Origin of the sequence: Paenibacillus melissococcoides (assembly GCA_944800085.1) — a bacterium.
Classification (GTDB): Bacteria; Bacillota; Bacilli; order Paenibacillales; family Paenibacillaceae; genus Paenibacillus_B; species Paenibacillus_B melissococcoides.
The window spans coordinates 679216-702282 of sequence record CALYLO010000002.1 but is presented as its reverse complement, the minus strand read 5'-3'; the positions used below and the strand labels follow the sequence as shown (position 1 = coordinate 702282).

The following is a 23067-nucleotide window of genomic DNA, read 5'->3' as shown; positions in this document are numbered from 1 at the left end:
TACGCTCGCATTCGCTCGCCTTGCTCGGCCGCTCCTGGCAAGGGAACACACTATTTCGATTCCGATACCTCCCAAAAGATGAAAAAATGCAGTTTTTTGATCGACGCCGATATGCAAAAAAGCGAATCCTGCAAATTTACAGGAATTTCATCCATTATAGCTTGAAATAGAGATAAATTGAGTAAAAAGATGCACATTTGCAGGAATACAAACAAATATACCCTAAATTAGCACAAAATGATGTATTATTGCAGGATTGGCGGCCGACGTCGATGGCGCAAGCGGGGAAAACAAAAAACGATCACCCCCGTACTAACTTCAGGGGTGATCGCTTATACAATTTCACTTCGCCTCGCTATGCTATTCCGCCTTCCCTGCCGGGACCGCACCCGCCAGCTCGTCGTACATCGCTTGCAGGTCGATGACCTGGCCGCCCTGAAGGCGGGACTGCTCGGCCGCGAAGGCCATCAGATGGCTGCGCACGGATACCGAGGCGGAGGACAGGCTCTCTGTGCCGGAACTGGAGCCGAATGCGCGCACTTCCTTCAGGAACGAGCGCACGATGCCCGAATCGCCGCCGCCGTGGCCCGTGATGGACGGAGCGAGCTGCACGACGCGCTTCTCCTTCGTCACGAAGTCGGTGATCGTGAACGAGTCATCCTCCATATTGCCGCGGATGTCGCCCTTCGTGCCCATCACCTGCACGATGCGCGTGTTGTCGTGCGTGAACCCGCACATGCTGAACATCGCGGTCGCTCCGCTCGCGAATTCAAGATTGACGACCTGATGGTCGACGACGTTGTTGTCCGTCTGATAGACGCAGCGCCCGTACGGACCTTCCCAGAGCGCCTTCAGGATCCCTTCCTTCGTGTAGTCATCCGTAATCTTGCGCGCCCAGTCGATGCCCTCGCCGAGATAATAGCGCGGCGCATGGTACTGGCAGGCCATCTCCGCCGGACAGCCCTCGATGCAGCGGGCCGGTGCCCCTTCCGGCTTATGCCCTGCATGGAAATGCATTAGCGAGCCGAACGAGCTGACCCGCACGCAGGGCTCATTCATCAGATACGCCAAAATATCCATGTCATGGCATGATTTCTGCAATATCATCGGGCTCGATTCGTCGCTGTTGCGCCAATTGCCGCGGACGAAGCTGTGCGACATATGCATATTGCCCACATTCTCGTTCAATTGAATGGACACGATATCTCCGATCGCGCCGCGATCGATCTCCCGCTTCATCGCCGACCAGAACGACGTGTAGCGCAGCACATGGCATATCGTCAACAGCCGGTTATGCTTCTTCGCCGCCAGCTCCATCTCGACGCATTCCCGCGGCTCCGGCGACATCGGCTTCTCCAGCAGCACATGATAGCCGAGCTCTAGCGCCCGCAGCGTCGGCTCATAGTGCATGCGGTCCATCGTGCAGATGATGGCCGCATCGGCACGCCGGCCCCCTTCCAGGATCGCTTCCCATGTCTCGAACTGCTGCGCTTCGCTGAGGCCGAACTGCTCGGCGAAGGCTTGCCGCCGCTCAACATTCGGATCGGCGACGCCGACAAGCTGCAGCTCGTGCGGATTATCCAGGGCATACGGCGAATAAGCGCGCGCCCCCCGGTCGCCTGCGCCAATGACAATGGCTGTAATCGGATTCATGTGACATCTCTCCTTTGGACGGCGCAGAGAAACGCCGGCACGAAGCGGCGTTTCCCCGGCATACTCTGCTTATTTTGCTTGGGCGGCTTGGTAAGCCTGATTCATTTCATCAATAACTTTGAGTAAATCATTATCTTTTTTGATTGTTTCGATAAATTTATCATACTCCTCAATCGTCATTTTGCCAATAATTACTTTTGTGCGCATATCGTCAACTTTTTTCTTGATCTCCGGAAAATAGCGATTATACGCTTCCGAGTAGAGGCCGCGCTCCGGTTCCGGCACGACATGCTTCTTCCGTTCGTTCACGATCTCGACGTTGCGCTCGTACAGGTCATCCGGCATGCCGACGGCCCCGATCGCCATATCGTCGCTGATCAGATGGAAAAGGCTCGACATGTTGCCGTCTCCCGTCAAATCCGTTTTCGCCTGCTCCGTAGTCACGATTTTCCCGTTCTCTTCCTTATAATGGATGTCCTTGAGGCCGTAATAGGCCAAAATATTCCCTTCCGGACTGTTCCCGTAATCGAACAGCTCGAGAATTTTCTTCACTTTATCTTCCGGTACCTTCTTCGGAATCAAATATACGCCGTAGTACGAGGCGCCGGATGGCGCATATTTATAGCCATTCGGATTCTCCAGATATGGCAGCGGGTACAGATCCGCCTTCGAGTCGATGTCGCGCAGCATCTTGCAGGTTACCCAGACATGGTTCATGGACAGGCCCGTGCCGCCGACCTTGCCGCTGCGGAACGCATCCAGTATTTGTGAAAATTTCAAGATGGCGAAATCTTTCGGGAACAAGCCTGCATCATATGCTTTCTTAATCCACAGCAACGCGTCGCGCGAGTCGTCTTCCGTAATAATCGGCACGAGCTTGCCGTCCTTCAGCTTCCAGTTGCCCTGCGTCTCGTTGTAAATATTGTAAACGAAGGCCATCGAGCTTGGGGAGGCCGCATACGGAATCTCATCCGCCTGTCCGTTGCCGTTCGGATCCTTCTCCTTGAACGCCTTCAGCACATCGAACAGGGAGTCGAGCGACGTCGGCGCCTCCAGGTTCAGCACATCGAGCCAGTCTTTGCGGAGCATCGCGAAGGCGCCGCCTCCGAAGCTGGGATAATAGCGCGGAATGACGTAATTTTTGCCATCCACCTTCGTCTCGTCCCACATCGACGCCTTGACCCCGTCCGTCAGGTTCGGGTAATCCTTGATGAATGGCGTCAAATCCCAGAAGACGCCCTGCTTGATCATTTTTTGGAGCTGCGCGTTGTTGAGCGACTCCACAAAGACGACATCCGGCATATCGCCGGAAGCAAGCATAACATTGACCTTGTCCTCGATCGTCGTCGGCGTGAGCCAAGTGATGTCCAGCTTCGTATTGGTGCGCTTCTCGAGCTCTTTCCAGATCGGGCTGCTGTTGTTGACCATGTCGGTCGCATAGTTCAACGTCTGCATCGAGATCTTCGTCGGACCGTCTCCTCCTGATGAAGCGTTCTTGCCTCCGCCGCCGCATGCCGTCAGCAGCAGCGAGCAGGCGAGCAGAATGAGCATCGATGTTTTCAGCGCGGAAGCCAGCTTTCGTGGTTGCTTGTGAATCATCGTGGACCCTCCTTTTTTACGTGAACATGCTTCTTTTTTGTGTATCCTTATTTCGTCATTCTTTGACAGAGCCAACCATCGCGCCCTTGGCGAAATGCTTCTGCAAGAATGGATACACCATCATAATCGGCAGCGTCGCAATGACGACCGCGGCCATCTTGAGCGTCTCGGTCGGCATCTGGCGGTTCACATGGAAGTCCATGCCGCCGCCCGTGCCCCCGCCCATCGCCGTCGGATCGACCAGCATGTTCTGCAGGAGCACCTGCAGCGGCCATTTGCTCTGGTCGTTGATGAACATGAGCGCATTGAAGTACGTGTTCCAGTAGCCTACCGCGAAAAAAAGTCCGAAGGCGACCAGCGCCGGCAAAGACAGCGGAAGCATAATGCGCCAGAACACCCCGATCTCGTTGCAGCCGTCGATGCGGCCGGCTTCCTCCAGGCTGTCCGGGATGCTGTCGAAGAACCCCTTCATCAGCAGCACATACCAGGCGCTCGTCAAGCTTGGCAAAATCAGCGACCAGACGCTGTCGATCAGGCCGAGATGGCGGACGACCAGGTACAGCGGCACCAGCCCCGGCTGGAACAAAAAAGTAATTAAAATCATCATCATAATGGCTTTGCGGAAGCGCAGCCGCTTGCGGGACAGCGCATAAGCGAGTCCTCCCGATACGATGAGGCTGCACGCCGTGCCCGCGGTCGCCAGGAAGGCGCTGATTCCGAGCGAGCTCATGAACAGCCCGTTGGACAGCAAATATTTATAGGCGTCCAGCGTCCACTGCTGCGGGAAAAGAATTAACGGCCGCGTATAATATTCCGTCGGATCCGTGAACGACAGCACAATCGTATAGTAAATGGGGAACACGGCGGCGATACTGAACAGAATCAGCACCGTCGCGTTGCCCGCCTGGAACAACCGATCCCGCCACTGCTCTCTCATGGCATTCGGCCCCTTTCCTGCTTTTCTCATGGAAGATGTTGAACAAGCTAGTACAGACTGTCCTGACCGAACCGCTTCGCCGCCTTGTTCGCCGTGATGACGAGAATGACGCCGACAACCGACTTGAACAGCCCGATGGCCGTGCTGTAGCTGAATTCGCCCTGCTTGATCCCGATGCGGTACACATACGTATCGAACACATCGGCGACATGGGTTACCGCCGAATTCATCATCAGATAAATTTGCTCGAAGCCGGTATCCATAATCGTGCCCAGGCGAAGAATGAACAGAATCATGATGACGTTGCGCATGCCCGGCAGCGTAATATGCCAGATGCGGCGCATCCGCCCCGCTCCGTCCATGACGGCTGCTTCATAGAGCTGCGGATCGATGCCGGCGATCGCCGCCAGGAAGATAATCGTGCCCCAGCCGACTTCCTTCCAGATCGATTGCGCCGTCAGCAGGCCCCAGAAATAATTCGGATTGGACAAAATGTCGACCGTCTCCTTGCCCATCGAGACGAGCAGCTTGTTCATGAGCCCCTCCGATTGGGAGAACATGAGGAACGTCAAGCCGTAAATAAGTACCCAGGACAGAAAATGCGGAATATAAATAAGCGACTGCACCGTGCGCTTCAAGAGCGAGTTCCGCACCTCGTTCAGCATGAGGGACAGAATGATCGGCGCCGGAAAAAAGAAGAGAAGATTCAGGAAGCTGATGGCCAGCGTATTCCGCAGCAATATATAGAAATCTTCATTGGCGAAAAAGCGGCTGAAATGCTCGAACCCGACCCAAGGACTGCCCGTGACGCCGAAGTACGGAGAGTAATCCTGGAAGGCAATGACCAGATTCGTAATCGGAATGTACTTGAAAATCAGAAAAAACAGCAGTCCCGGCAGGGCTAACAAATATAAATACTTGTCGCGCTTCAGATCGGACCATAGCTTACGCTTGCCGGCGCGAGCATGGGCACGGGGCGCAGGGCCTGCTGTTCGCTCGGCGGCGATATTCGTTGGCTGTGAGCTCATCGGTCATCCTCGCTTTCTATTCGAATCGAAGCTTCATGGCTTGGTAGTGATAATGTAAACGCTGTCATCATTCCGTGCAATTTGACTTTTTTTCCAGACTGGCTTTATCCCTTTGCCGTTATGAAGGACAAGGCCGAAAAAGCCTCGTCCTGCCTGGACGGAGCGCCGGCGCAGCGTCTTTTTGGACCGTTCCGATTTCCTGCCGTTGCACTTTTTTTCCGGCCCTCTCCGGGGCTTGTTCTCTCCTTTTCCTACGGGACAATTTCGATTGGAAGCCTTTTCAATCCGCAGGTCATTCAGTATGATGAAGACAACGGCATCCGGACTTCCGCGATCCGAATCCGCTGCATGATGGGAGGATAACCGTTGAGACGGCAATGGATAAGCCTGTTGTCTTCGAAAGGCGTGTTTTATTGGAAGACCGTCGCGATGGCTGTGCTGTTGACCTGTCTTCCGCTGACGGTCATCAGCGCGGCTTATTTATATATCGGGAACCAGCATATGGTGAACCAGTTCCAGCAGAAGAATGAGGACGCGCTCCGGGATGCGGCGAAGCAGATTGACGAGCAATTCTCCCAGCTTGTCCAATATGCGCTGAACATGGTTGTGAAGCCGCATTTCAAGCCGTCCGTGTCGGATATGGATTTCGGGCTTCAATTCGAGGAGACGCTCCAGTTGCTTGATACGCTGACCTTGATTGAAAATGCCGATCCGCTGATCGACCAGGTGTACCTCTACGTGCAAAAGCAAAACAAAGTGCTGCAGCCTGCTCTCGGCCTTCGCACGCTGGAGGATCCGCAGGATGCCGAGCGCTGGGGCCGGCTGCTGCAGGAGGAGAAGGGGATCTACTGGGTGCATGATCTCGTGCGCCCGTTCGCCAAGGGCGGCGCGCCGCACGCAATTGTTCTCAAGCTCCCGTTCAACGGATCGGCATCCTTCGGCGCGATCGTCATCTATAGCAATCCGTCGAAGCTGCATATCTTCGCCAATACGGACAACCTCTCGTATGTGCTGGATGCCGAGGGACATGTGATCGGCCATTCCGCGAAGACCGCGGAGCATCCGGAGGCGCTGCCGCTCATTCTTGAGCATCTGCGGGAAGAGCCTGCCCCGGCCGAACCGGGACGCCTCCCTCCGCCGCGAACATGGCAGATGCCGATCGAAGGCGGGGACTCGCTGCTCGTCAATGCCGTCTTCTTCGAGAAAATGGGCGGAACGTGGACCTACATCGCGGGAACCCCGCTGTCGGTCATTACGGCCCCTACCCGGCCGTATACCCATGTCGTGCTCGTCCTGTGGGGCTGCGCCCTGCTGGCCGCGCTCGCGCTGAGCTGGTTCGCTTCGCGCCGGATGTACCGGCCGATTCGCCGGGTCGTCACGATGCTCGGCGGCTGGCGGACGCCGGAGTCGGCGGTCCACAATGAACTCGACTATATCGAGAAGGAATGGAAGCAGTACCGGTTCGCGAACGAGACGCTGCAGAGCCGCCTCGATCAATCCGTTCCTTCCGTGCGCGAAGCGTTCATCAACCAGTTCGTGACCGGTCAGGCTTCGCACCTGAGCGAGCGGGAGATTCGCGAGAAGCTGAAGCTGCTGCAGGTGAATATCGAGGGGAAGCGCTTCGCGGCCGTCGTCGTGCAGCCGCATGCGTTGGGGGATGGCCGGGAGCCGTTCTCCGACCGGGATGAGCATCTGATGGCGTACGCGGCCATCAACATCGTGCAGGAGCTGTCCGAGCAGGCGGCCGATTACGTCCACCTGATTAACTTCCTCGACGGCTCCTTCGGCGCCGTGCTTATCCTGCCGGGGCCGGGGCCGGGAACGGAGCCGGACGAATCCAGGCTCCGGATCGAGCAGCTCTGCGATCAATGTCTGCGCGCCCTGCGCGATGTGCTCCGCCTGGAGGCGACGATCGTCGTCAGCGTGCCGACTTCGTCCTGGCTTGACGTGCCGTATGCGGTCGAGCAAGCGCGGCGGGCCCTGCGGCACCGCGCCTTCGATTCCGGCAGCCAGCTGCTGGAGGCGGAGCATGTCCTGTCCCGGACGGCAGGCAGCGTCGAATTCCCGCTGGAGCTGGAGCAGGACATCATTCACGCCCTCAATATGGGCCTGGAAGAGGAAGCCGTGCAAGGGGTGGAGCAGTTCGTCACCGCCCTCCATGCCGGCGGAGCGGCCGAATGGCTGATCCACCAGGCCTTGATGCCGCTCGTCGGCAACATTCACCGGGCCATGCTCCAGGCCGGGCACAACCCGTATGCGGTGTTCGACGCGGCGGGCTTGCAGGAGGAGCTGAACGGGCTGCGCGACACGCGCGCCTGCCTGACCTGGTTCCATGCTCGCATCATCCAGCCGTACATCGCCTCGCTGAACAAGAGCTACAGCGCGACTATGAAGCGGCTGGTCGAAGAGATGCTGGAACGCATCGGCCAAGATTATATGAGCGACCTGTCGCTCGACACCGTCTCCGCGGAGGCCGGCGTGAGCGCATCCCAGCTCAGCAAGGCCTTCAAGCAGATGACCGGCTCCAACTATGTCGATTACTTGACGTCGCTCAAGATGAACAAATGCAAGGAGCTGCTCCTGACGACCGATATGAAAATCAACGAGATCGCGGAATCGGTCGGCTATCAGCCCTCTTACTTCAACCGGATGTTCAAGAAGCTGGAAGGGATGACGCCTGGCCAATACCGGCACCGGCATGCCGGATAAGGTCATCACCGGGCGGAGCAGAGGCTGCTCCCTCCACTCGTGGTTCCCGGTACGGAGAACCGGCCAGTGCCTGCCTTTGGATTCATAGACAAAAACGAGGCTGTCCCCATAAGTAGTTTTTACTACAGTGAGACAGCCTACTCTGATTCTCAAAGCTCGACTCGCCGAAAAACTGGAAAAATACACTTTTCCTTTTTGACGTGTACTCCGTTACAGGGAATCCTGCAAAGCAGCATCAATTTCTGACTATTCAATCAATAATAGACAAAAATAGATGAAAATAATGTACTTTTGCAGGAATTTCATCAAATAGCGGCTTAATGAGCAGAAATTGCTGCATCCACGCAGCATTTCACTGCTTCATCCATCTTCCACCGGTTTGCGTGCCGCCGTTTTTACCGCCTTCACACTCTCTGTTAACTCCTCCACATTTTGCAGTGCCTGTGAGACACCCCCGTGTGCTTGTGCAGTTCGCCGTACACTACGGCATAGGAAGCAATTAACGCAACATCGCCATTTGTTGATATCATTTAGCAGGTTAGCCGATCGAGCGCAGCATCGTCGCCATCCGGCTGGCAGCCTCCGTCAGCTGCGGCGCATACGCCTCCAGCGTCTCGAGCGACATCCGGCTGACCGGGCCGGAGACCGACAGGGCCGCCGCCAGCTTGCCGTGGCGGTCGAATATCGGCACCGAGACCGCGGCCGCGCCCGGCTCGCGCTCCTCGATGCTTACCGCGTACCCTTTGCGGCGCACCTCATCGAGCTGCCGCATACACGCTTCGCTGTCCACGCTGGGCGGCCAGAAGGCATCCCGAAGCGCCGCTTCGCGCTCGGCCGGATCGGCGAAGGCGAGCAGCACCTTGCTCGACGCGCCGACGAACAGCGGCAGCCGCGCCCCGACCGGGGCCACCCGCCGAATCGCCTGATTGCTCTGGACCGCCTGAATGCGAATCCGGTCCGAGCCGTCGCGCACATACAGACTGACCGTCTCACCCAGCCGGTCTCGCAGCGCCTCCATCTCGGGAAGCAGCAGTTGAGCGGCATCGCCGACCTGCGTCAGGTGCGCGGACAGCTCCCATATCCGGTAACCGAGGCGGTACTTGTCGCCGTTGCGCAGCACGAAGCCGCGTTCCTCCAGCGTCGTGAGCAGCCGGTGCACGGTGCTCTTATTCAAGTTGACCCGCGCGGCCAGCTCGGTCAAGCTCATCTCATACTGCTCCGTGAAGCACATCAAAATATCGAGCGCCCGTTCCACGGCACGGACGGTTAATTTCCCTCGTTCCTCCACGTCATCTCCCTCTTTCCGTTCCATTGAGTGAAACTACGTTACATCTAGTATAACCCGCTTTTCCGATGCCGTAAAGGGACGGACCGCCGATCGCCTCCCCGACCAACGTCCCTAATTTCGACATTTTTTACACCCGGATTGCAATATTACGGGACGATTACAAACACCTTACAAATCACGCACTTTTATTGACGTTATGCGGATCGCGGCATACGATAGTAGTACATTTCAGAGCAAATGAAACGCTTTCACTATCAAGCTATCATTTGACCCTAACCAAGACTTTCGTTCTAGTTAATGTCAGTTTATGTCGATACCTCGCTTTGCGAGTTTTTCTCCCTTTTCCCGCACATCCAGAAGGAGGTCATGCCCATGAGCACACCTGTCGTCACATCACCCGCGCTTCAACCGGAATGGATCGGGCCCTCGGGTCTGGCGCCTGCGGCCGCACGCCGCATCCGCCTGAAGCATATTGTGATCGCCCTGGCCTTGTCGACGGTGTTCGCCGCATCGGTCATCTTCCTCGCTCTGCACGGCTTTATCGCCTGGATGTTCGCGAATCCGCAGGTGCCTCCGCTCTTCTCCACTCCGATGGAGGCCAAGGGAATGCCTTACGAGACGGTGACCTTTCCGGCGGCCGACGGCCATACGCTCGTCGACGGCTGGTATATTCCTTCGGACACCGCTTCGTCACGCACGATCATTTTCAGCCACGGCTATGGCGCGAACCGCGAGGAATATTGGGTGCCGATGTACGATCTGGCCCAGTTCGCCCACCGGCTTGACTATAACGTCATCATGTTCGATTACGGCTTCGCCTCGGAGCAGCACAAGACCACCGCCACCGGGGGCAAGCTGGAGAAGGAGCAGCTGCTTGGCGCCGTGAACCTAGCCAAGGAACGGGGGGCCTCCCACATCGTCGTCTGGGGCTTCTCGATGGGAGCCGGCACCGCCCTCCAGGCCGCGCTGTTGACCGAGGACATCGACGCGATGATTTTGGACAGCACCTTCCTGCTGGAGCCGGATACGCTGTACCACAATCTGAAGCAGTACGTGCCGCTGCCGAAGCATCCGTCGCTCGATCTGCTTCGCTTCTTCTTCCCGGCGCTGAACGGCACCAGCCTGGCGCAGATTCCGTACAACGAAGTGAAGGCCACCAGCTACGAGATGCCGACGCTTATCATTCACGGAACCGCGGATACGAAGGCGCCGTACGAGATTGCCGAGCAGATTGCGGCTCGTCAGAGCAACAAGCTGTCGGAATCCTGGATCGTCCCTAATGTGCAGCATGAGCTTATCTACCGCACGCACCGCAAAGACTACCTCGGCAAGGCCGCCGCATTTCTGAGCGCAGCCTACCGCGCCGATGCCGCATCGATCATCGCCCGCCCGTAAGCCTTATGGCTTGCGGGTTTTTTGCGCTTCGCCGGGGCAGCGGGAGAAGCATAGGCCAACCTGTCGGCGGAATAGGCTATATAAGTTGAACTATTGAACCATTCAACTAGAACCTAATACACAGGCGATCAATAATGGACCATGGAGATTTCATGATCTCGTTCATAAACTGCAGGACATTCTTGCGAATATCGGCAACCGTGTGATAGAACACATTGTTAATGACATCGGACTTCAGCCATTTCCATAGCCCTTCAACAATATTGAGTTGAGGGCTGTAAGGGGGCAGGAAAACAAGTTCAAGCCGCCTTTTCATTTCGTCCAAAAACGGCCGGAGCAGCTTGGCATGATGAATGCGAGCATTATCTAACACGATGACGATTTTGCCTGCAGGATAGTGAGCAACAACCTTTTGGAGAAAACTCAAAAAGGTCTCGGCTGTGTATTGCTCGTCTTCCTGCCAAACCACCTTGCCGGTGGAATAGTCAAGCGTGGCCAGCAGCTTGACTCCACGGTGTTTGCCTGCCGTTCGAATCATTCGCTGTTTGCCCCTAAGAAACCATGTTTTTTGAATGGCTTGGTAGTCACGGATCATGGACTCATCTTCAAATAGCAAATGGTCGATCTCATCATTCATCAGTCTTTTTTTAACGCAGGAAAAATGGTTTCCGAGAACTGGCGTTGCTTCTCCTCGTCTGCTGCAGCTAAAGTGTATGTCGGTTTGGTGTAGCTTAACCCTTGGCGGTGCATCATCTTCGAGACCCCGCGAAGCGAATACGTTTGCCCAAATTCACGCTTAATAAAGGCTGCAATCAGTTCCAGCGTCCAGTTATGGCGAGCGGTAAAGCCCACCTCATGAGGAACACAATGAGCTATGGTCTGCTTCAGCTTTTCCTGCTGCTCTTTTGTTAAGCGAACAGGCGCGCCCGGCGAATGATTCATTTGCAGTCCGGAAAGTCCGCCCTGATCATAAGCCTTGATATATGCCTTTACCGTTTGAACGCTTCGGTCCAACGTATGGGCAATCTCTTTTACCGGAGCCCCTTGGAGATGTAAATATAATGCCTGGTAGCGCTCGTACATTCGGCGATCCTTTGCTTTTCTCATGGCTTGCTTCACTTCGTCAAGCTTCGTTGGGTTTTCCATGTTCTACTCCCTACCTGTCTTTTTGTGGTCCTTTATTCATTCGACATGCAGGTATGAAATTCCTTACCATAATTCTCTAAAACTTTAATTCAATTTATATAGATACAAGAGGTTATGGATGCGAGTCTGCATTGACATGTAAAGGAGGGACGCTCGTTGGAATACATATATGGGGCACTGATGCCCGTCCGCGTGCTCGAAGAGATCGTATTTTGGAAAAAACAAGAGCGCGAGCACATCGAGGTCATTCTTGCCATCGTGCCGCAGCTTGAGCCGGAATATGTTCAAGTGCTCCGGGAATGGCAGCCGGTCTTCACCAAGACCGAGGAAGCGGCCTCGGCCTGGCTCCAGTTCATTCTGTCGCAAGGAGGAAGCACCTCTCCCGATACGATGCACAAGATCGAGCTGCTGCTCAAGGCATCCGTCTATCAATCCGAGCAGTTCGTGAAGCATCTGGAGACGATGAAGCAGTACAGCCGCGCGGTGCAGACCGTGCCGCTAGCCCCGATCGTATTCGATCATATCGCCGATGAATCAATCTATTTCCTGAACGTCGTGCACGCCCTGAAAGAGAAACCGCTGTCTTCCTTCACTTCGCCGGACGTTCCGGGCGGGCATGCCGCGCAACCCGGGCACGCCGTGCAGCCGAAGGCGTTCATCCACGAAGCCCTATCCTTCGATAGCGGCAGCAGCTCCGATGCGCCGGCGGAAGCGGAATATCCCTTGACAGCCTATGACAGGGAACCCGAGGAGAGCTCCCACGGTCCGGAGGCAACCGCACCGCCATCGCCAGCTTCGGGCATTCTGGCTTACATCGGTACGGCTCAGACGCCCCAGACGGCCCAAGCACCGCAAGCGTCTCATGGGGTTCAGCAGGTTGAGTCGGTCCAGGAGCAGGGCGAAGCCCGGACCGGACCGGAAGACGCCTCCTTCGGCAGCGCATCGTGCCGGGATCTGCCGTATGCCCCGACGGGCGGATGGCCGCCCGGCCACCCTCAGCATCAGCCGCCGGTGCCGGAGTACTATCTGCGGGCGGAGCCCGACTCCGTCCCGATCGGCGGCCATACGCTGCCGCCATTGCCGTATCCGTATGATGCATTGGAGCCGTATATCGACGAGACGACGATGCGGGTGCATCACGACAAGCACCATCAGAGCTATGTCGACGGCTTGAACCAGGCCGAGCGCGCATTGGCGGAAGCGCGGCGCACCGGCCGCTTCGATCTGGTGAAGCACTGGGAGAGAGAGCTTGCGTTCCACGGAGCGGGCCACTATTTGCACACGATTTTCTGGAATACGATGAATCCGGTTGGCGGCGGCCAGCCGACCGGGGAGCTGCTCGACCAGATTACGCGGGATTTCGGAAGCTTCAAGGCGTTCAAAATGCATTTCTCCAAAGCCGCAGAGAAGGTGGAGGGCGGCGGCTGGACGATTCTGGTCTGGAGCCCGCGCAGCCGCCGCTTGGAGATTTTGCAGGCGGAGAAGCATCAGAATCTGTCGCAGTGGGACGTCATCCCGCTCCTGCCGATCGATGTATGGGAGCACGCCTACTATTTGAAACACAAGGACGAGCGGGCCAAATATATCGAGGATTGGTGGCATGTCGTCAATTGGCCCGCGGTCGATGAGCGGTTCCAGGCGGCGCGCACCCTGGTATGGAAGCCCTATTAATGCAGGCGCGCTTTCCTAATTCCCCGGGAAGCCGTATACGGCCGCATTTTCGATATTGCGTCTTCTCCCTCCCGTTGAGTACAATAGAAGAGGATACGCGAACTTACGTGCGGCCTTCAGGCCGCCTTTTTTTTGCGTGAGGAGAGACTGCCCCGCCTGCGGGCGAGCAAGTCCTCACGACGCAGATAACCGACAGGGGTGAAGGGCAATGTTGAAACCGATACTCAAATGGGCGGGAGGCAAGCGCCAACTGCTCCCCGACATCCGCCGCCGTCTGCCGCGCCTCGACTGGTCGCAGGCGGCCTATTTCGAGCCGTTCATCGGGGGCGCCGCGCTGCTGTTCGATCTGATGCCGCCGCGCGCCTTCATCAACGACGTGAACGGCGAGCTGATCAATCTGTACGAGACGATTCGCCGCGACCAGGAAGCGCTTATCGATGCGCTCCGGGTTCACCGGAACGAAGAGAGCTATTACTATGAAGTCCGCTCCTGGGATCGGAATCCGGAGGAATACGCGCAGATGGACGCCGTTACCCGGGCCGCCCGTCTCGTCTATTTGAACCGGACATGCTATAACGGCCTGTACCGGGTCAACGCCAAGGGACAGAACAACGTTCCCTTCGGGCGCTACAAGCAGCCGGATATCGTCCAGGAAGAGACGATCCGCTCCTTGGCGTCCTATTTCCAATCGGCGGATATCGCCATGACCGTCGGCGACTTCGAGCAGGCCGTGGAATCAGCGCAACCGGGAGACTTCGTCTACTTCGATCCGCCATACGACGTCTTGACCAAGACGGCTGCCTTCACCTCCTATGCGAAGGACGGCTTCGGGCGGGACGAGCAGCTGCGGCTGGCCAACCTGTTCCGCGAGCTGGACGGACGCGGCGTCTATGTGATGCTGTCGAACCATGCGACAGACTATATTCGCGAGCTGTACGACGGCTTCCCGCTCCATATCGTGCAGGCCCGGCGCAATATCAACTCCAAGGCGACCGCCCGCGGCGCGGTGGACGAGGTGCTGGTCATGAATTATCAACTCGAAGAATAAGGCCGGAACGGGGATGATTCCGTGAACACAGGAAGCTCCAGGGGGAATGAAGGAGATGGCGGCGGGCCGGCTGCGGAAAAAAGATGTCACCGGGGAGGCCCCGGCCATCGCAGAGCCGGAAGGCGGGCCGTTCCCGCAAGCGAACTCGTTCGTGCGTATCATCCCTCTGCTGGAGCCGCTGGCGGAGACCTGCCGCACACCGATAGGAACGGCGCGCCGCCCCTCTCCCTTAATCCAGATTGTAGCGTTCCTTGGCCCGCTTCACCGCCTCCTCCACCTTGTCCCTCCGGGGAAGCTTCGATTCGAGTTGATCCGCAGCAGAAGCAGCAGACTGCACACCAGCAGCACGATGATAATCAGCCCCATCACTAGCCTTCCCCCCTCCTTCCCTATGTACAAAAAAAGCTGCCGCCCGCGCCGCATGGACCTGCTACGTCGATCCCATGCAGCGCAAGGCAGCTTCTATTTTCTTCCGAATCGATCGCCAATCCGGCTCCCGACTCAGGCCTGTTCCTGCCCTTCGTCCGCTTCCGCAAGCGCGGCTTCCAGCCAAGGACTCGGCCGCCCCGTATAGTAGACATGGAGCTCATGCATCGCCCGCGTGCACGCCACATACAGCAGCTTGCGCTCGCTCTCCCGGCCGTACCCTTCGTCAGATGCATTATACAGCACGACGGCATCGAACTCGACGCCCTTGGCCAGATACGACGGAATAACCAGCGCGCCGGCTTCGAAGGTGACCGTCTCCTGGTGAACGAGCCGCAGCGGCACAAGATCCTTCAAGGCCTCGTACGCCTCGCGGCTCTCCCGAGCGGTCGTGCAGAGCAGAGCGACATTGCGGTGCCCGGCGGCGAGCAGCTCGCGCATCCGCGCGGCAACCTGAGCATGCAATTCCTCCCTGTCCTGCAATCCCGTCAGCGTCGGCGCCGGACCTTCGCGCACGAACGTATCGATCCGCTCGCCGCCCGGAATGATGCGGCGGGCCAGCTCCATGATCGGCCGGGTCGATCGATAGCTTCGGGTCAATTGGAACGACTCCGTCTCCTCGGCCGGGAACACTTCCGCCAACGCCGGCAGCGGCACCGCCGCCGCTCCTTCGGCATGCGGGTAAATCGCCTGATCCTCATCCCCCAGCACCGTGAACCGGGCCCGAGGGAACAGGCGCTTGAGGAAATGGAGCTGGAAGACCCCGTAATCCTGGCCTTCGTCCACGAAGACATGCCGGATCGACGTATTCGTATGGAAGCCTTCCAGACATTCATTCAAATACAAGTAAGGCGTGGCATCCTCTACGGACATCTCGCCCCGGCGCACCCGTTCGGCCGTCAGGGCGCAGATGTCGGCCCAGCGCTCAGGCAGCCCTTCTTTTCCGGCCAGGCTGGCCGCTATGTCCGGACTGGCGAATAATTGCGTGTAGATGGCTGGCATATCGACGAAGCGGAATCGCTTGATGTCCGCGCGAAGCGGCTTGAAGCGCTCATTCACGATCTGGCGGGCCAGCCATTCGCGTTCGCGATCGAAGTCATCGAATGTCTCCTCCGTATATCTTTGCCGGCGCTGCAGCTCCTGGAACGCCCTCACATAATCCTCATTGTCGAGCAGCTCGATCTCTTCCTCCACCCAGTCCGCCTTCCGCTCCCGGCGCGCGGCGGCGACCAGCTCGCCCCGCAGCCATTCCGCCAGCTGGCTCAGCCGGTTCGGGATCGACAGGGACGCATCCAGCTCATAAAAATGCCGCAGCATCGCTTCCCCCGATACGAGCGTCCGATCCTGGAAGCGAAGATCGCGGAACCGCATGCCTTCCTGTCCGAGCCGCTCCACATAGCGCCCGAGCAGCCGGAAGAAAGCCGCCCCCGCTTTATAACGAATCCCTTCCATCCGCGCCGCGTATTCCGGTTCATCCCCGGCGCTCAGCGCATATTCCATCTGTTCTGCCGGGTGCTCCAGACGGAAGGAGTCGGCCAACCGGTGCTCCACGTACTCCTGATACGTCGTCTGCCGCATGTTCCGTTCCCCCAATTCCGGCAGGACGGTCGAGACATAGCGGTTGAACATCGGATTCGGCGAGAACAGCACGATCTCATCGGCCTGCAGCGTATCCCGATACCGGTACAGCAAGTACGCAATCCGCTGGAGAGCGGTCGACGTCTTGCCGCTGCCCGCCGGGCCGGTGACGATCATGAGCCGCTTCTGCTCGTTGCGGATGATGCGGTTCTGCTCCCGCTGGATCGTCGCGACGATGCTCTTCATATGGGCGCTGGACGGGCGGCTGAGAATCTCCCGCAGCAGCTCGTCGCCAATCGTAAGCCCCGTATCGAACATGCCCCGGAAGCGGCCGTCCGTGATGATGAATTGGCGCTTGAGCCCCATCTCCCCCGACAGGCGGCCGATCGGCGTCTCATAGTGGGCCGGGCCCGGCGAATAGTCATAATACAGGCTGGACACGGGCGCCCGCCAGTCATAGACGAGGAAGTTGTCGTCCTTGTCCCGGAACGAGCCGATCCCGATATACACTCGCTCTGCCTCCGCTTCCCCCTCTTCCCGGAAATCAATCCGCGCAAAATAAGGGGACCGCGCCATCCGCCTCCACACATCAAGCTGCTGGGCGGCATGAAGATGCCTGCGCTCACGCTCCGCCAATACCTCCGCCTGCTGCTTCAAGCTGGCATGCGTCTCGATGGCCTCATTCGCGTCATCCAGATTGACCTTGACGTCGTCCCAGAACTCGCGCCGGATATCCACGACTTCCCGCTTGACCGCGCCCATCTCTTCCTGCAGCGGAACGATGCGCTGCTCAATTTTCTCCATTACCTCGACAGCCCGAGCTTCCTCCAACTGCCACTCCCGATGTTTCGGGTCCATCTTATCACCCGCTTTGATATAGATTACGATTTTGCGGCACCGGGTTGCTTAACCAGTTGACAACACCCCGTGCGTTATGATATTATATATTTGGATAAGAATATATTTGTTCATCATAAACTTATGCCGCACCTGATATCGTACCATAGGATGGATGCGGCTGCAAGCGTTGGACAAGGTGCTAAGCATGCTTTATATTACATAGATAACCTAATTTTGGTGATGTTTTCAAGAAGAGAACGACCGGAGGAGAGAATTTCCCCCGGTCTTTTTTATTGCGGTGAATTCGGAGCTTCCGAACTTATTACGAAGTTTTCCTTATGATCGATGAAGGGAGGTTGGAGCCTGCAGTATCCTCAACGCGCTGCGGATTCCGCGGCGCGGCTCTCCTCCGCGACCGGAATATGCTTGAAGGCGGCGAATTCGAATAAGCCCATATCCGTCAGCTTCAGTTCGGGTATCACAGGCAAGCATAGGAACGACAGCGTAACGAAAGAATTGAACTCGCTGGATGCGCCAATCCGCGCCATAGCCTGGCGGATCTGTTCCATATGACGGAGCACCTCGGCATAATCGCCGGTCGACATTAAGCCTGCCACCCGAAGCTCGATCGCCGCGAGCACGGCTCCATCGCTTGCGACGACCAATCCGCCCTCCATGTCGCGCAGCGCTTGGATGGCGGTCAGCATATCCCGATCATTGCTGCCGGCCACGACGAGGTTGTGCGAATCATGCGCCACGGTGGAGGCGATCGCTCCGCATTGAATGCCGAATCCCTTGACGATACCCAGTCCGATGCATCCGGTATGATGATGCCGCTCCAACACGGCGATCTTCAAATGGTCCTTGGCCACGGAAGGACGGAAGCAGCCATCCTCCACATCGACCTCCTCCACGAGACGCGTCGTGATGAGGCTGTTCGGATTGATGCCGATAATATGGCAGCGGCGCTCCCCCTGCAGCCGGATTTGCAGATCCCGCTCCGTTATCTCGGGCAGGTTGACCGTCTTCAACAGCTTGGCCGGGATTTCGGCGGCTTGCGGCTGCGGTCCGGTATATTGGCCGTTCTCGCCCACCAGCCTGCCGGCTTTGTACACTTGGGCAATCGTCAGGCGCTCCAGATCGTCGAGCAGCAAGAAGTCCGCCTCGTACCCGGGAGCGATCGCGCCTTTGGCCGGCAATCCGTAGCATTCGGCGGCATTCAGGGATGCCATCTGGATCGACTGCAGCGGATCAAGCCCGCAGCGAATGGCCAGACGCGCGTTATGATCGACGCTGCCCTCCTGCAGCAGCTCGTCCAAATGCTTGTCATCGGTGCAGAACACGCAGCGGCGCGCGTTGCTGGCGGTCACGGCCGGGATGAGCGCTTCGACATCCTTGGCGACCGAGCCTTCGCGAATCATGACATACATGCCGCGCCGCAGCCGCGCCTTGGCTTCCTCGGCCGTGACGCACTCATGATCGTTGCGAATGCCGACCGCCCGGTACACATTGATGGCCTCTTCATCCAACCCGGCGCCGTGACCGTCAATCCGTCCGCCGTGCCGATGCGAGGACACCAATTTATCCAGCATGCCGTCATCGCCGCGCCGCACGGAAGGGTAATCCATCACCTCGGCCAAGCCCAATACCCGGGGGTGGGGATAGAATGCCTCCAGGCTGGCCGCATCGAGCGTCGCTCCGGCATGCTCGAACGGCGTGCACGGAACGCAGGACGGGAGCATGACGTATACGTCCAGCGGCAAATTCTCGGAAGCGTCCAGCATATATTGAATGCCGTCCGCCCCTGACACATTCGCGATCTCATGCGGATCGGCGATGACGGACGTGACGCCGTGAGGAAGGACGACGCGAGCGAATTCGGCCGGCGTAACCATGGCGGATTCGATATGAACATGCGTGTCGATGAAGGACGGGGCGATGTAGCGTCCCTCCGCATCGATGACGCGGGCGCCTTCATAGCTGCCGCCAATGCCTGCGATGATGCCGTCCACAATCGCGACATCCCCTTCGATAATCTCGAGATTGAAGACATCGACGATTTTCCCGTTCGTGATGACGAGGTCGGCAGGCGCCGTTCTGGCGGCTGCGGCAATCCGCTTGCTCAAATGTTGCTTGCTCCAATTCATACGATTTCACATTCCTTTGCTTTTTGTAGGATACTAGCGCGATCCGAGTACAACAAAAAAACTCTAGTCCAGCAACTAGAGTTTGACGGCAAGGATCAAGAACAGCCTGTCCCAGCGGGGATCCATCCTCCGCGGCAGGCATTCTCTTCCTCGTAGTCAAACTATTTACGGTAGTTTGGTAGAGACGGTTGGACCATATTTCCAAAATTATACGAAGACTATCCTATTCAATTCTCTACATTGTAGCGACTGGGCCTATTTCCGTCAATGGATGTATGCGAAGTAAAAAGATGCCTGGCCCAATATCCCGCCTCAACCAAAAAAACGGGGATGTCCCAAAAGTAGTATTTCACTACAGTGAGACAGTCCCCCCTTGATTCTCAAAGCTCGACTCGCCGAAAAACTGCAAAAATTCACCTTTCCTTTATGACGTGGACTCCGTTACAGGGAATCCTGCAAAACGGCATCAATTTCTGACTATCCAATCGATAAAAGAAAAAATCGTTGAAAATAACACTAGCGTTGCATCAATCTTTTTACGAAAATTTCTATCCCATAAGTCTCTATATTTGTAACTTATTGAACTATATTCATGGACAAAAATAAAGAAATCTCCTATTGTTGAGTTACCCTAACGTTATCCATAAAACGCCTCAACAAAGGAGATTTCTTATGGATAACGTACCGAATCATAACGTCATTTGTCAATGCCTAAAATGGTTACATGTCCATTCTACTCGACACGAGTCATTGGATTACCGGGCCCAAAAGCTGTTTGTCGGCTCTTCGACACTCTTATTTGTAGAGGCACAGCTTCAGCAACGAGACTCATACAAAGTCATGTCAGAGCATGTAGCGGCTAATCCTGAATTTCAAGATCTTCTGGGTCTCAAGAGCATAAGCGCTTCTCAACTATCGCGGAAGCTGAAACGGCTGCCTATGGAGTATCTTCAGACGCTCTTTTTCTCGCTCATTGATCGAATCAAGCAACTTACAAAAGGGAAACGCGGCATTACGCCTGGTATTGGGAAACTCAAGCTAATCGATTCATCGGGAATTACACTACCTCCCATTCTCGCGAAATGGTCCTATTGTTCCAAAAGTAGCCATGGCGTGAAGATGCACACCTCCTTGGTCGTTGCGGACTCCAAAACGATGTATCCAGACAAGATCGTCGCTTCAACCAAAGATGTAGCCGATCATGAAGTCGTGTTGGAATTTACAGTGGATAAAGATGCGACCTACGTGATGGACCGAGGATACCAGGTATACGACCATTTTCAGAAATGGGTAGAGGATAAGATTAAATTTGTTTGCCGCGTCAAGCAAAAGAGCCGGTTAACGATCATCAGAAAAAGAGACCTCCCCAAAAGGCAGAATGGGTTTATCCTTGATGCTGATGTGACGATGCCGGAGCTGCCAGCGGTTCTGCGTTTGATTGAGTTTAAGGATGACCAAGGGCGTACCTATCGAATTGTAACGAATCGATTTGACTTATCCGCACATCAAATTGCCGAGATTTATCGAAATCGCTGGCATATTGAGTTGTTTTTTAAATGGGTCAAGCAGCATATTCGATTGGTAAAACCCCACGGTTATACGGCCGAAGCGATTTGGAACCAAATGTATATTGCTTTAATCGCGTATGCTCTCTGTTTGCTGATTAAATTAGGGCTTGCTGAACATATTGCCTTTTAGGCCACAGAGGCTGACGGCACAGATTCAGCAGCAGTCTGAAAATCGGCAAAAAGAGAACGCGCAGCTTGCGTTCGAGATTCATAACAAGCAGTTGCAGAGCAATGACCGTTTCGCTTGTCTCTCGAAGGCGTGCTCGAATACGCCCCAGTCCGTAGGAGCGTTTGCCTTCTCCGAATTTTCCTTCGATCGCGTTACGCATTGAAGCATCCTGTCTGGCCTGGTTCCGTTCTGGTTCCGCTTCTTTCTTCGGACGTCCTAAGTTTGGACCACTCAGACGGATGCCGTGCTCCTTACAATAGCGAAGGTTCTCCCGGTTTCGGTAGATTTGGTCGGCTAGAATGGCTTCCGGATAACATCCATATCGCTGGACGAACGACTCCACGGAAGCTTTCAGTGTCATGCTTTCGTTGAAGTTATCCCAGGACAGCTTCTCCATCCGAGCGTAACCATCCACCAGACTGATCGCCAGCTTTGCTCCAAACTCGACGGGAGCATTCACTTTCCCGCGGACAATCGGCCGTACATGCGGTTGGGAAAGACTGACGATTCGATCTTCCACCGAGTGTGTCCGTTTGTCGTACATCTCTTGCTGTTGACGATACAGCTCGGAAATGACGAGCAATTGCCGATACTGCTGCGAACCCAGTTGATTCAAGCTGCTTTTCGCTGCCAGCATTTCGATGATGCCAAGATTACGCGAAACATAACGAAGCTGTTTGCCAACCGCTTTCCGGATGGATTTGGCACCCGTTCGCCGTTTCTTGGCGATCTCGAGGTAGCATTTGCGGGCGGTTTGACGATACGTTCTCGGTTTCTTGGCCTTCCCGACGAAAGGCTCGTGCAGAACATCGATGATCGCTTCGAGTTTTTCCCGCGCCTCGTTCAATAATTTCAAATCGGTCGGATACGAGATGTCGGCCGGTGCGCAGGTCGCGTCGAGCATCAAGGTGCCTTTGTTGCATGGTTTCTCTTTGCTTTTGCCGTCTTCATTAACGGATGTTCCATCAGAGCCATGGCCGCTGCCTGGAGGATCTTGAGGATCGCTCTTGTTTTGTTCCTGTTTCTTTCGCTCTGCGTCCTCTTCCAAAATCCAATCGTTGATTCGTTCAATGACATCCGCACCCAATCGCTTGCGGAAATGGGTCAACAGCGAGTGATGGAACGGAGGCTTATCTTGGAACGCCGGCAGCCCAAGGAAGTACTGGTAGTACGGATTTTCGGCGATCTGCTGGACCGTCTCTCGATCATCGAGCTGCATACGTTCCTGAATGTACAGCGCTCCCAAAGCCATACGAACAGACAAAGGGATCTGACCGCGCATTGATTTCTTGAACGACTTCGCGTAGAATTCTTCTGCCCGCCACCACGGGATGATAGCGGCCAGTTGAACCCAACGGTTCTCCTTATTTAATTTACCGCCAAACGGCAAGTAGAAATCTTCGAACAACTGAAGCTGGCTTTCGGTTCTACGATACATGTTGGTTCACTCCACGTGCACGATTTTTTGCAAGAAATTCGCATTTTCCTTGCATTTTATTTCGAGTTAGAGTCCAGAAATCCTTGTAAAACCTTAGAAAAATGATTGTTCAGCAAGCCCTAAATTAACACTGGACTGTAAAAAGTCGACATGGGACCTCCTCCAGTTGATTCGCATCTATGCGGAAAAACCATGGGAAAATTTGATCGCTGCACTCAACCGCAAGCCGACTCGAACATCTAGAGGTCGACCAAAGCGAAATGGGAGACGTCCGAAAAAGGCAACAAAGTCGATGAAACCGAGACTGATTGTGACGTAATGACAAACGAAAACGATTTTTACATATAATGGATAACGCGTAGGGTCTGTTTCCAGCTCGACTTTTTTAGACTTAGCGCGGACATCGCAAATGTAAATATATATCATA

At 55.9% G+C, this 23067-nt stretch carries 15 protein-coding genes and 1 riboswitch; of the genes, 6 read left to right on the top strand and 9 right to left on the bottom strand.

From position 1 onward, the window contains the following. Positions 1 to 360: 360 nt before the first annotated feature. The 4 genes from OCY70_RS11375 to OCY70_RS11360 form a co-directional block, all read right to left on the bottom strand. A complete protein-coding gene (locus OCY70_RS11375) occupies positions 361 to 1653 on the bottom strand; it encodes a Gfo/Idh/MocA family protein (protein ID WP_213429761.1) in 1293 nt (430 codons plus the stop codon). A 69-nt stretch (positions 1654 to 1722) separates the two neighbouring features. Then, a complete protein-coding gene (locus OCY70_RS11370) occupies positions 1723 to 3252 on the bottom strand; it encodes an extracellular solute-binding protein (protein ID WP_213429762.1) in 1530 nt (509 codons plus the stop codon). A 55-nt stretch (positions 3253 to 3307) separates the two neighbouring features. Next, on the bottom strand, positions 3308 to 4189 hold the full coding sequence (locus tag OCY70_RS11365; protein WP_213429763.1) for a carbohydrate ABC transporter permease: 882 nt from the start codon (positions 4187 to 4189) through the stop codon (positions 3308 to 3310). 47 nt (positions 4190 to 4236) lie between these two features. Beyond that, a complete protein-coding gene (locus OCY70_RS11360; protein WP_249725423.1) occupies positions 4237 to 5217 on the bottom strand; it encodes an ABC transporter permease in 981 nt (326 codons plus the stop codon). Positions 5218 to 5583: 366 nt separating this feature from the next. Between OCY70_RS11360 and OCY70_RS11355 the strand changes: the two genes are divergently transcribed. Continuing rightward, positions 5584 to 7926, top strand: coding sequence for a helix-turn-helix domain-containing protein (locus tag OCY70_RS11355; protein WP_261944860.1), 2343 nt, complete (start codon positions 5584 to 5586; stop codon positions 7924 to 7926). A gap of 538 nt (positions 7927 to 8464) precedes the next feature. Here OCY70_RS11355 and OCY70_RS11350 read toward each other — a convergent pair. After that, the gene (locus OCY70_RS11350; protein WP_213429764.1) at positions 8465 to 9214 is read right to left on the bottom strand and encodes an IclR family transcriptional regulator; all 750 of its coding nucleotides are present in this window, start codon (positions 9212 to 9214) and stop codon (positions 8465 to 8467) included. Between the two features lie 372 nt (positions 9215 to 9586). Here OCY70_RS11350 and OCY70_RS11345 point away from each other — a divergent pair, with 372 nt between their 5' ends. Next, positions 9587 to 10609 carry an alpha/beta hydrolase gene (locus tag OCY70_RS11345; RefSeq protein ID WP_213429765.1) on the top strand — a complete coding sequence of 341 codons (1023 nt, stop codon included), beginning with the start codon at positions 9587 to 9589 and terminating at the stop codon, positions 10607 to 10609. Between the two features lie 106 nt (positions 10610 to 10715). Here the strand turns inward: OCY70_RS11345 and OCY70_RS11340 are convergent. After that, positions 10716 to 11755 (bottom strand): IS630 family transposase gene (locus OCY70_RS11340; protein ID WP_213431522.1). Its coding sequence is split into 2 segments (ribosomal slippage): positions 10716 to 11249 and positions 11252 to 11755, totalling 1038 coding nucleotides; the frame shifts between segments, so codons are not numbered across the junction. 156 nt (positions 11756 to 11911) lie between these two features. Between OCY70_RS11340 and OCY70_RS11335 the strand changes: the two genes are divergently transcribed. Both OCY70_RS11335 and OCY70_RS11330 read left to right on the top strand, forming a co-directional pair. Further along, positions 11912 to 13426, top strand: a complete 1515-nt coding sequence (locus tag OCY70_RS11335; RefSeq protein ID WP_213431089.1) for a Fe-Mn family superoxide dismutase — start codon at positions 11912 to 11914, stop codon at positions 13424 to 13426. Positions 13427 to 13634: 208 nt separating this feature from the next. Continuing rightward, a complete protein-coding gene (locus OCY70_RS11330) occupies positions 13635 to 14474 on the top strand; it encodes a DNA adenine methylase (RefSeq protein ID WP_213431088.1) in 840 nt (279 codons plus the stop codon). Between the two features lie 501 nt (positions 14475 to 14975). Here the strand turns inward: OCY70_RS11330 and helD are convergent. Together helD and ade are read right to left on the bottom strand one after the other, a co-directional pair. Next, positions 14976 to 17336, bottom strand: coding sequence for an RNA polymerase recycling motor HelD (gene helD / locus OCY70_RS11325; RefSeq protein WP_213431086.1), 2361 nt, complete (start codon positions 17334 to 17336; stop codon positions 14976 to 14978). Positions 17337 to 17692: 356 nt separating this feature from the next. After that, the gene (gene ade, locus OCY70_RS11320; protein ID WP_213431085.1) at positions 17693 to 19465 is read right to left on the bottom strand and encodes an adenine deaminase; all 1773 of its coding nucleotides are present in this window, start codon (positions 19463 to 19465) and stop codon (positions 17693 to 17695) included. 133 nt (positions 19466 to 19598) lie between these two features. Next, positions 19599 to 19700, bottom strand: a riboswitch (purine riboswitch). Between the two features lie 437 nt (positions 19701 to 20137). Between ade and OCY70_RS11315 the strand changes: the two genes are divergently transcribed. Continuing rightward, entirely contained in the window at positions 20138 to 21163 is a 1026-nt protein-coding gene (locus tag OCY70_RS11315) for an IS4 family transposase (protein WP_261944859.1), read from the top strand. Here OCY70_RS11315 and OCY70_RS11310 read toward each other — a convergent pair. Further along, complete coding sequence (locus OCY70_RS11310; RefSeq protein ID WP_261944858.1) at positions 21129 to 22640, bottom strand: IS5 family transposase; 1512 nt, start codon at positions 22638 to 22640, stop codon at positions 21129 to 21131. The two genes, OCY70_RS11315 and OCY70_RS11310, sit on opposite strands and share 35 nt — an antisense overlap. Positions 22641 to 22806: 166 nt before the next feature. Here OCY70_RS11310 and OCY70_RS11305 point away from each other — a divergent pair, with 166 nt between their 5' ends. Next, complete coding sequence (locus tag OCY70_RS11305; protein ID WP_261944857.1) at positions 22807 to 22959, top strand: hypothetical protein; 153 nt, start codon at positions 22807 to 22809, stop codon at positions 22957 to 22959. Positions 22960 to 23067 lie beyond the last annotated feature (108 nt).

Coding starts and splice junctions, on each gene's coding strand:
- OCY70_RS11375 (WP_213429761.1), bottom strand. CDS start 1,653: ATGAATCCGATTACAGCCATTGTCATTGGCGCAGGCGACCGGGGGGCG.
- OCY70_RS11370 (WP_213429762.1), bottom strand. CDS start 3,252: ATGATTCACAAGCAACCACGAAAGCTGGCTTCCGCGCTGAAAACATCG.
- OCY70_RS11365 (WP_213429763.1), bottom strand. CDS start 4,189: ATGAGAGAGCAGTGGCGGGATCGGTTGTTCCAGGCGGGCAACGCGACG.
- OCY70_RS11360 (WP_249725423.1), bottom strand. CDS start 5,217: ATGAGCTCACAGCCAACGAATATCGCCGCCGAGCGAACAGCAGGCCCT.
- OCY70_RS11345 (WP_213429765.1), top strand. CDS start 9,587: ATGAGCACACCTGTCGTCACATCACCCGCGCTTCAACCGGAATGGATC.
- OCY70_RS11330 (WP_213431088.1), top strand. CDS start 13,635: ATGTTGAAACCGATACTCAAATGGGCGGGAGGCAAGCGCCAACTGCTC.
- helD (WP_213431086.1), bottom strand. CDS start 17,336: ATGGACCCGAAACATCGGGAGTGGCAGTTGGAGGAAGCTCGGGCTGTC.
- ade (WP_213431085.1), bottom strand. CDS start 19,465: ATGAATTGGAGCAAGCAACATTTGAGCAAGCGGATTGCCGCAGCCGCC.
- OCY70_RS11315 (WP_261944859.1), top strand. CDS start 20,138: ATGGATAACGTACCGAATCATAACGTCATTTGTCAATGCCTAAAATGG.
- OCY70_RS11310 (WP_261944858.1), bottom strand. CDS start 22,640: ATGTATCGTAGAACCGAAAGCCAGCTTCAGTTGTTCGAAGATTTCTAC.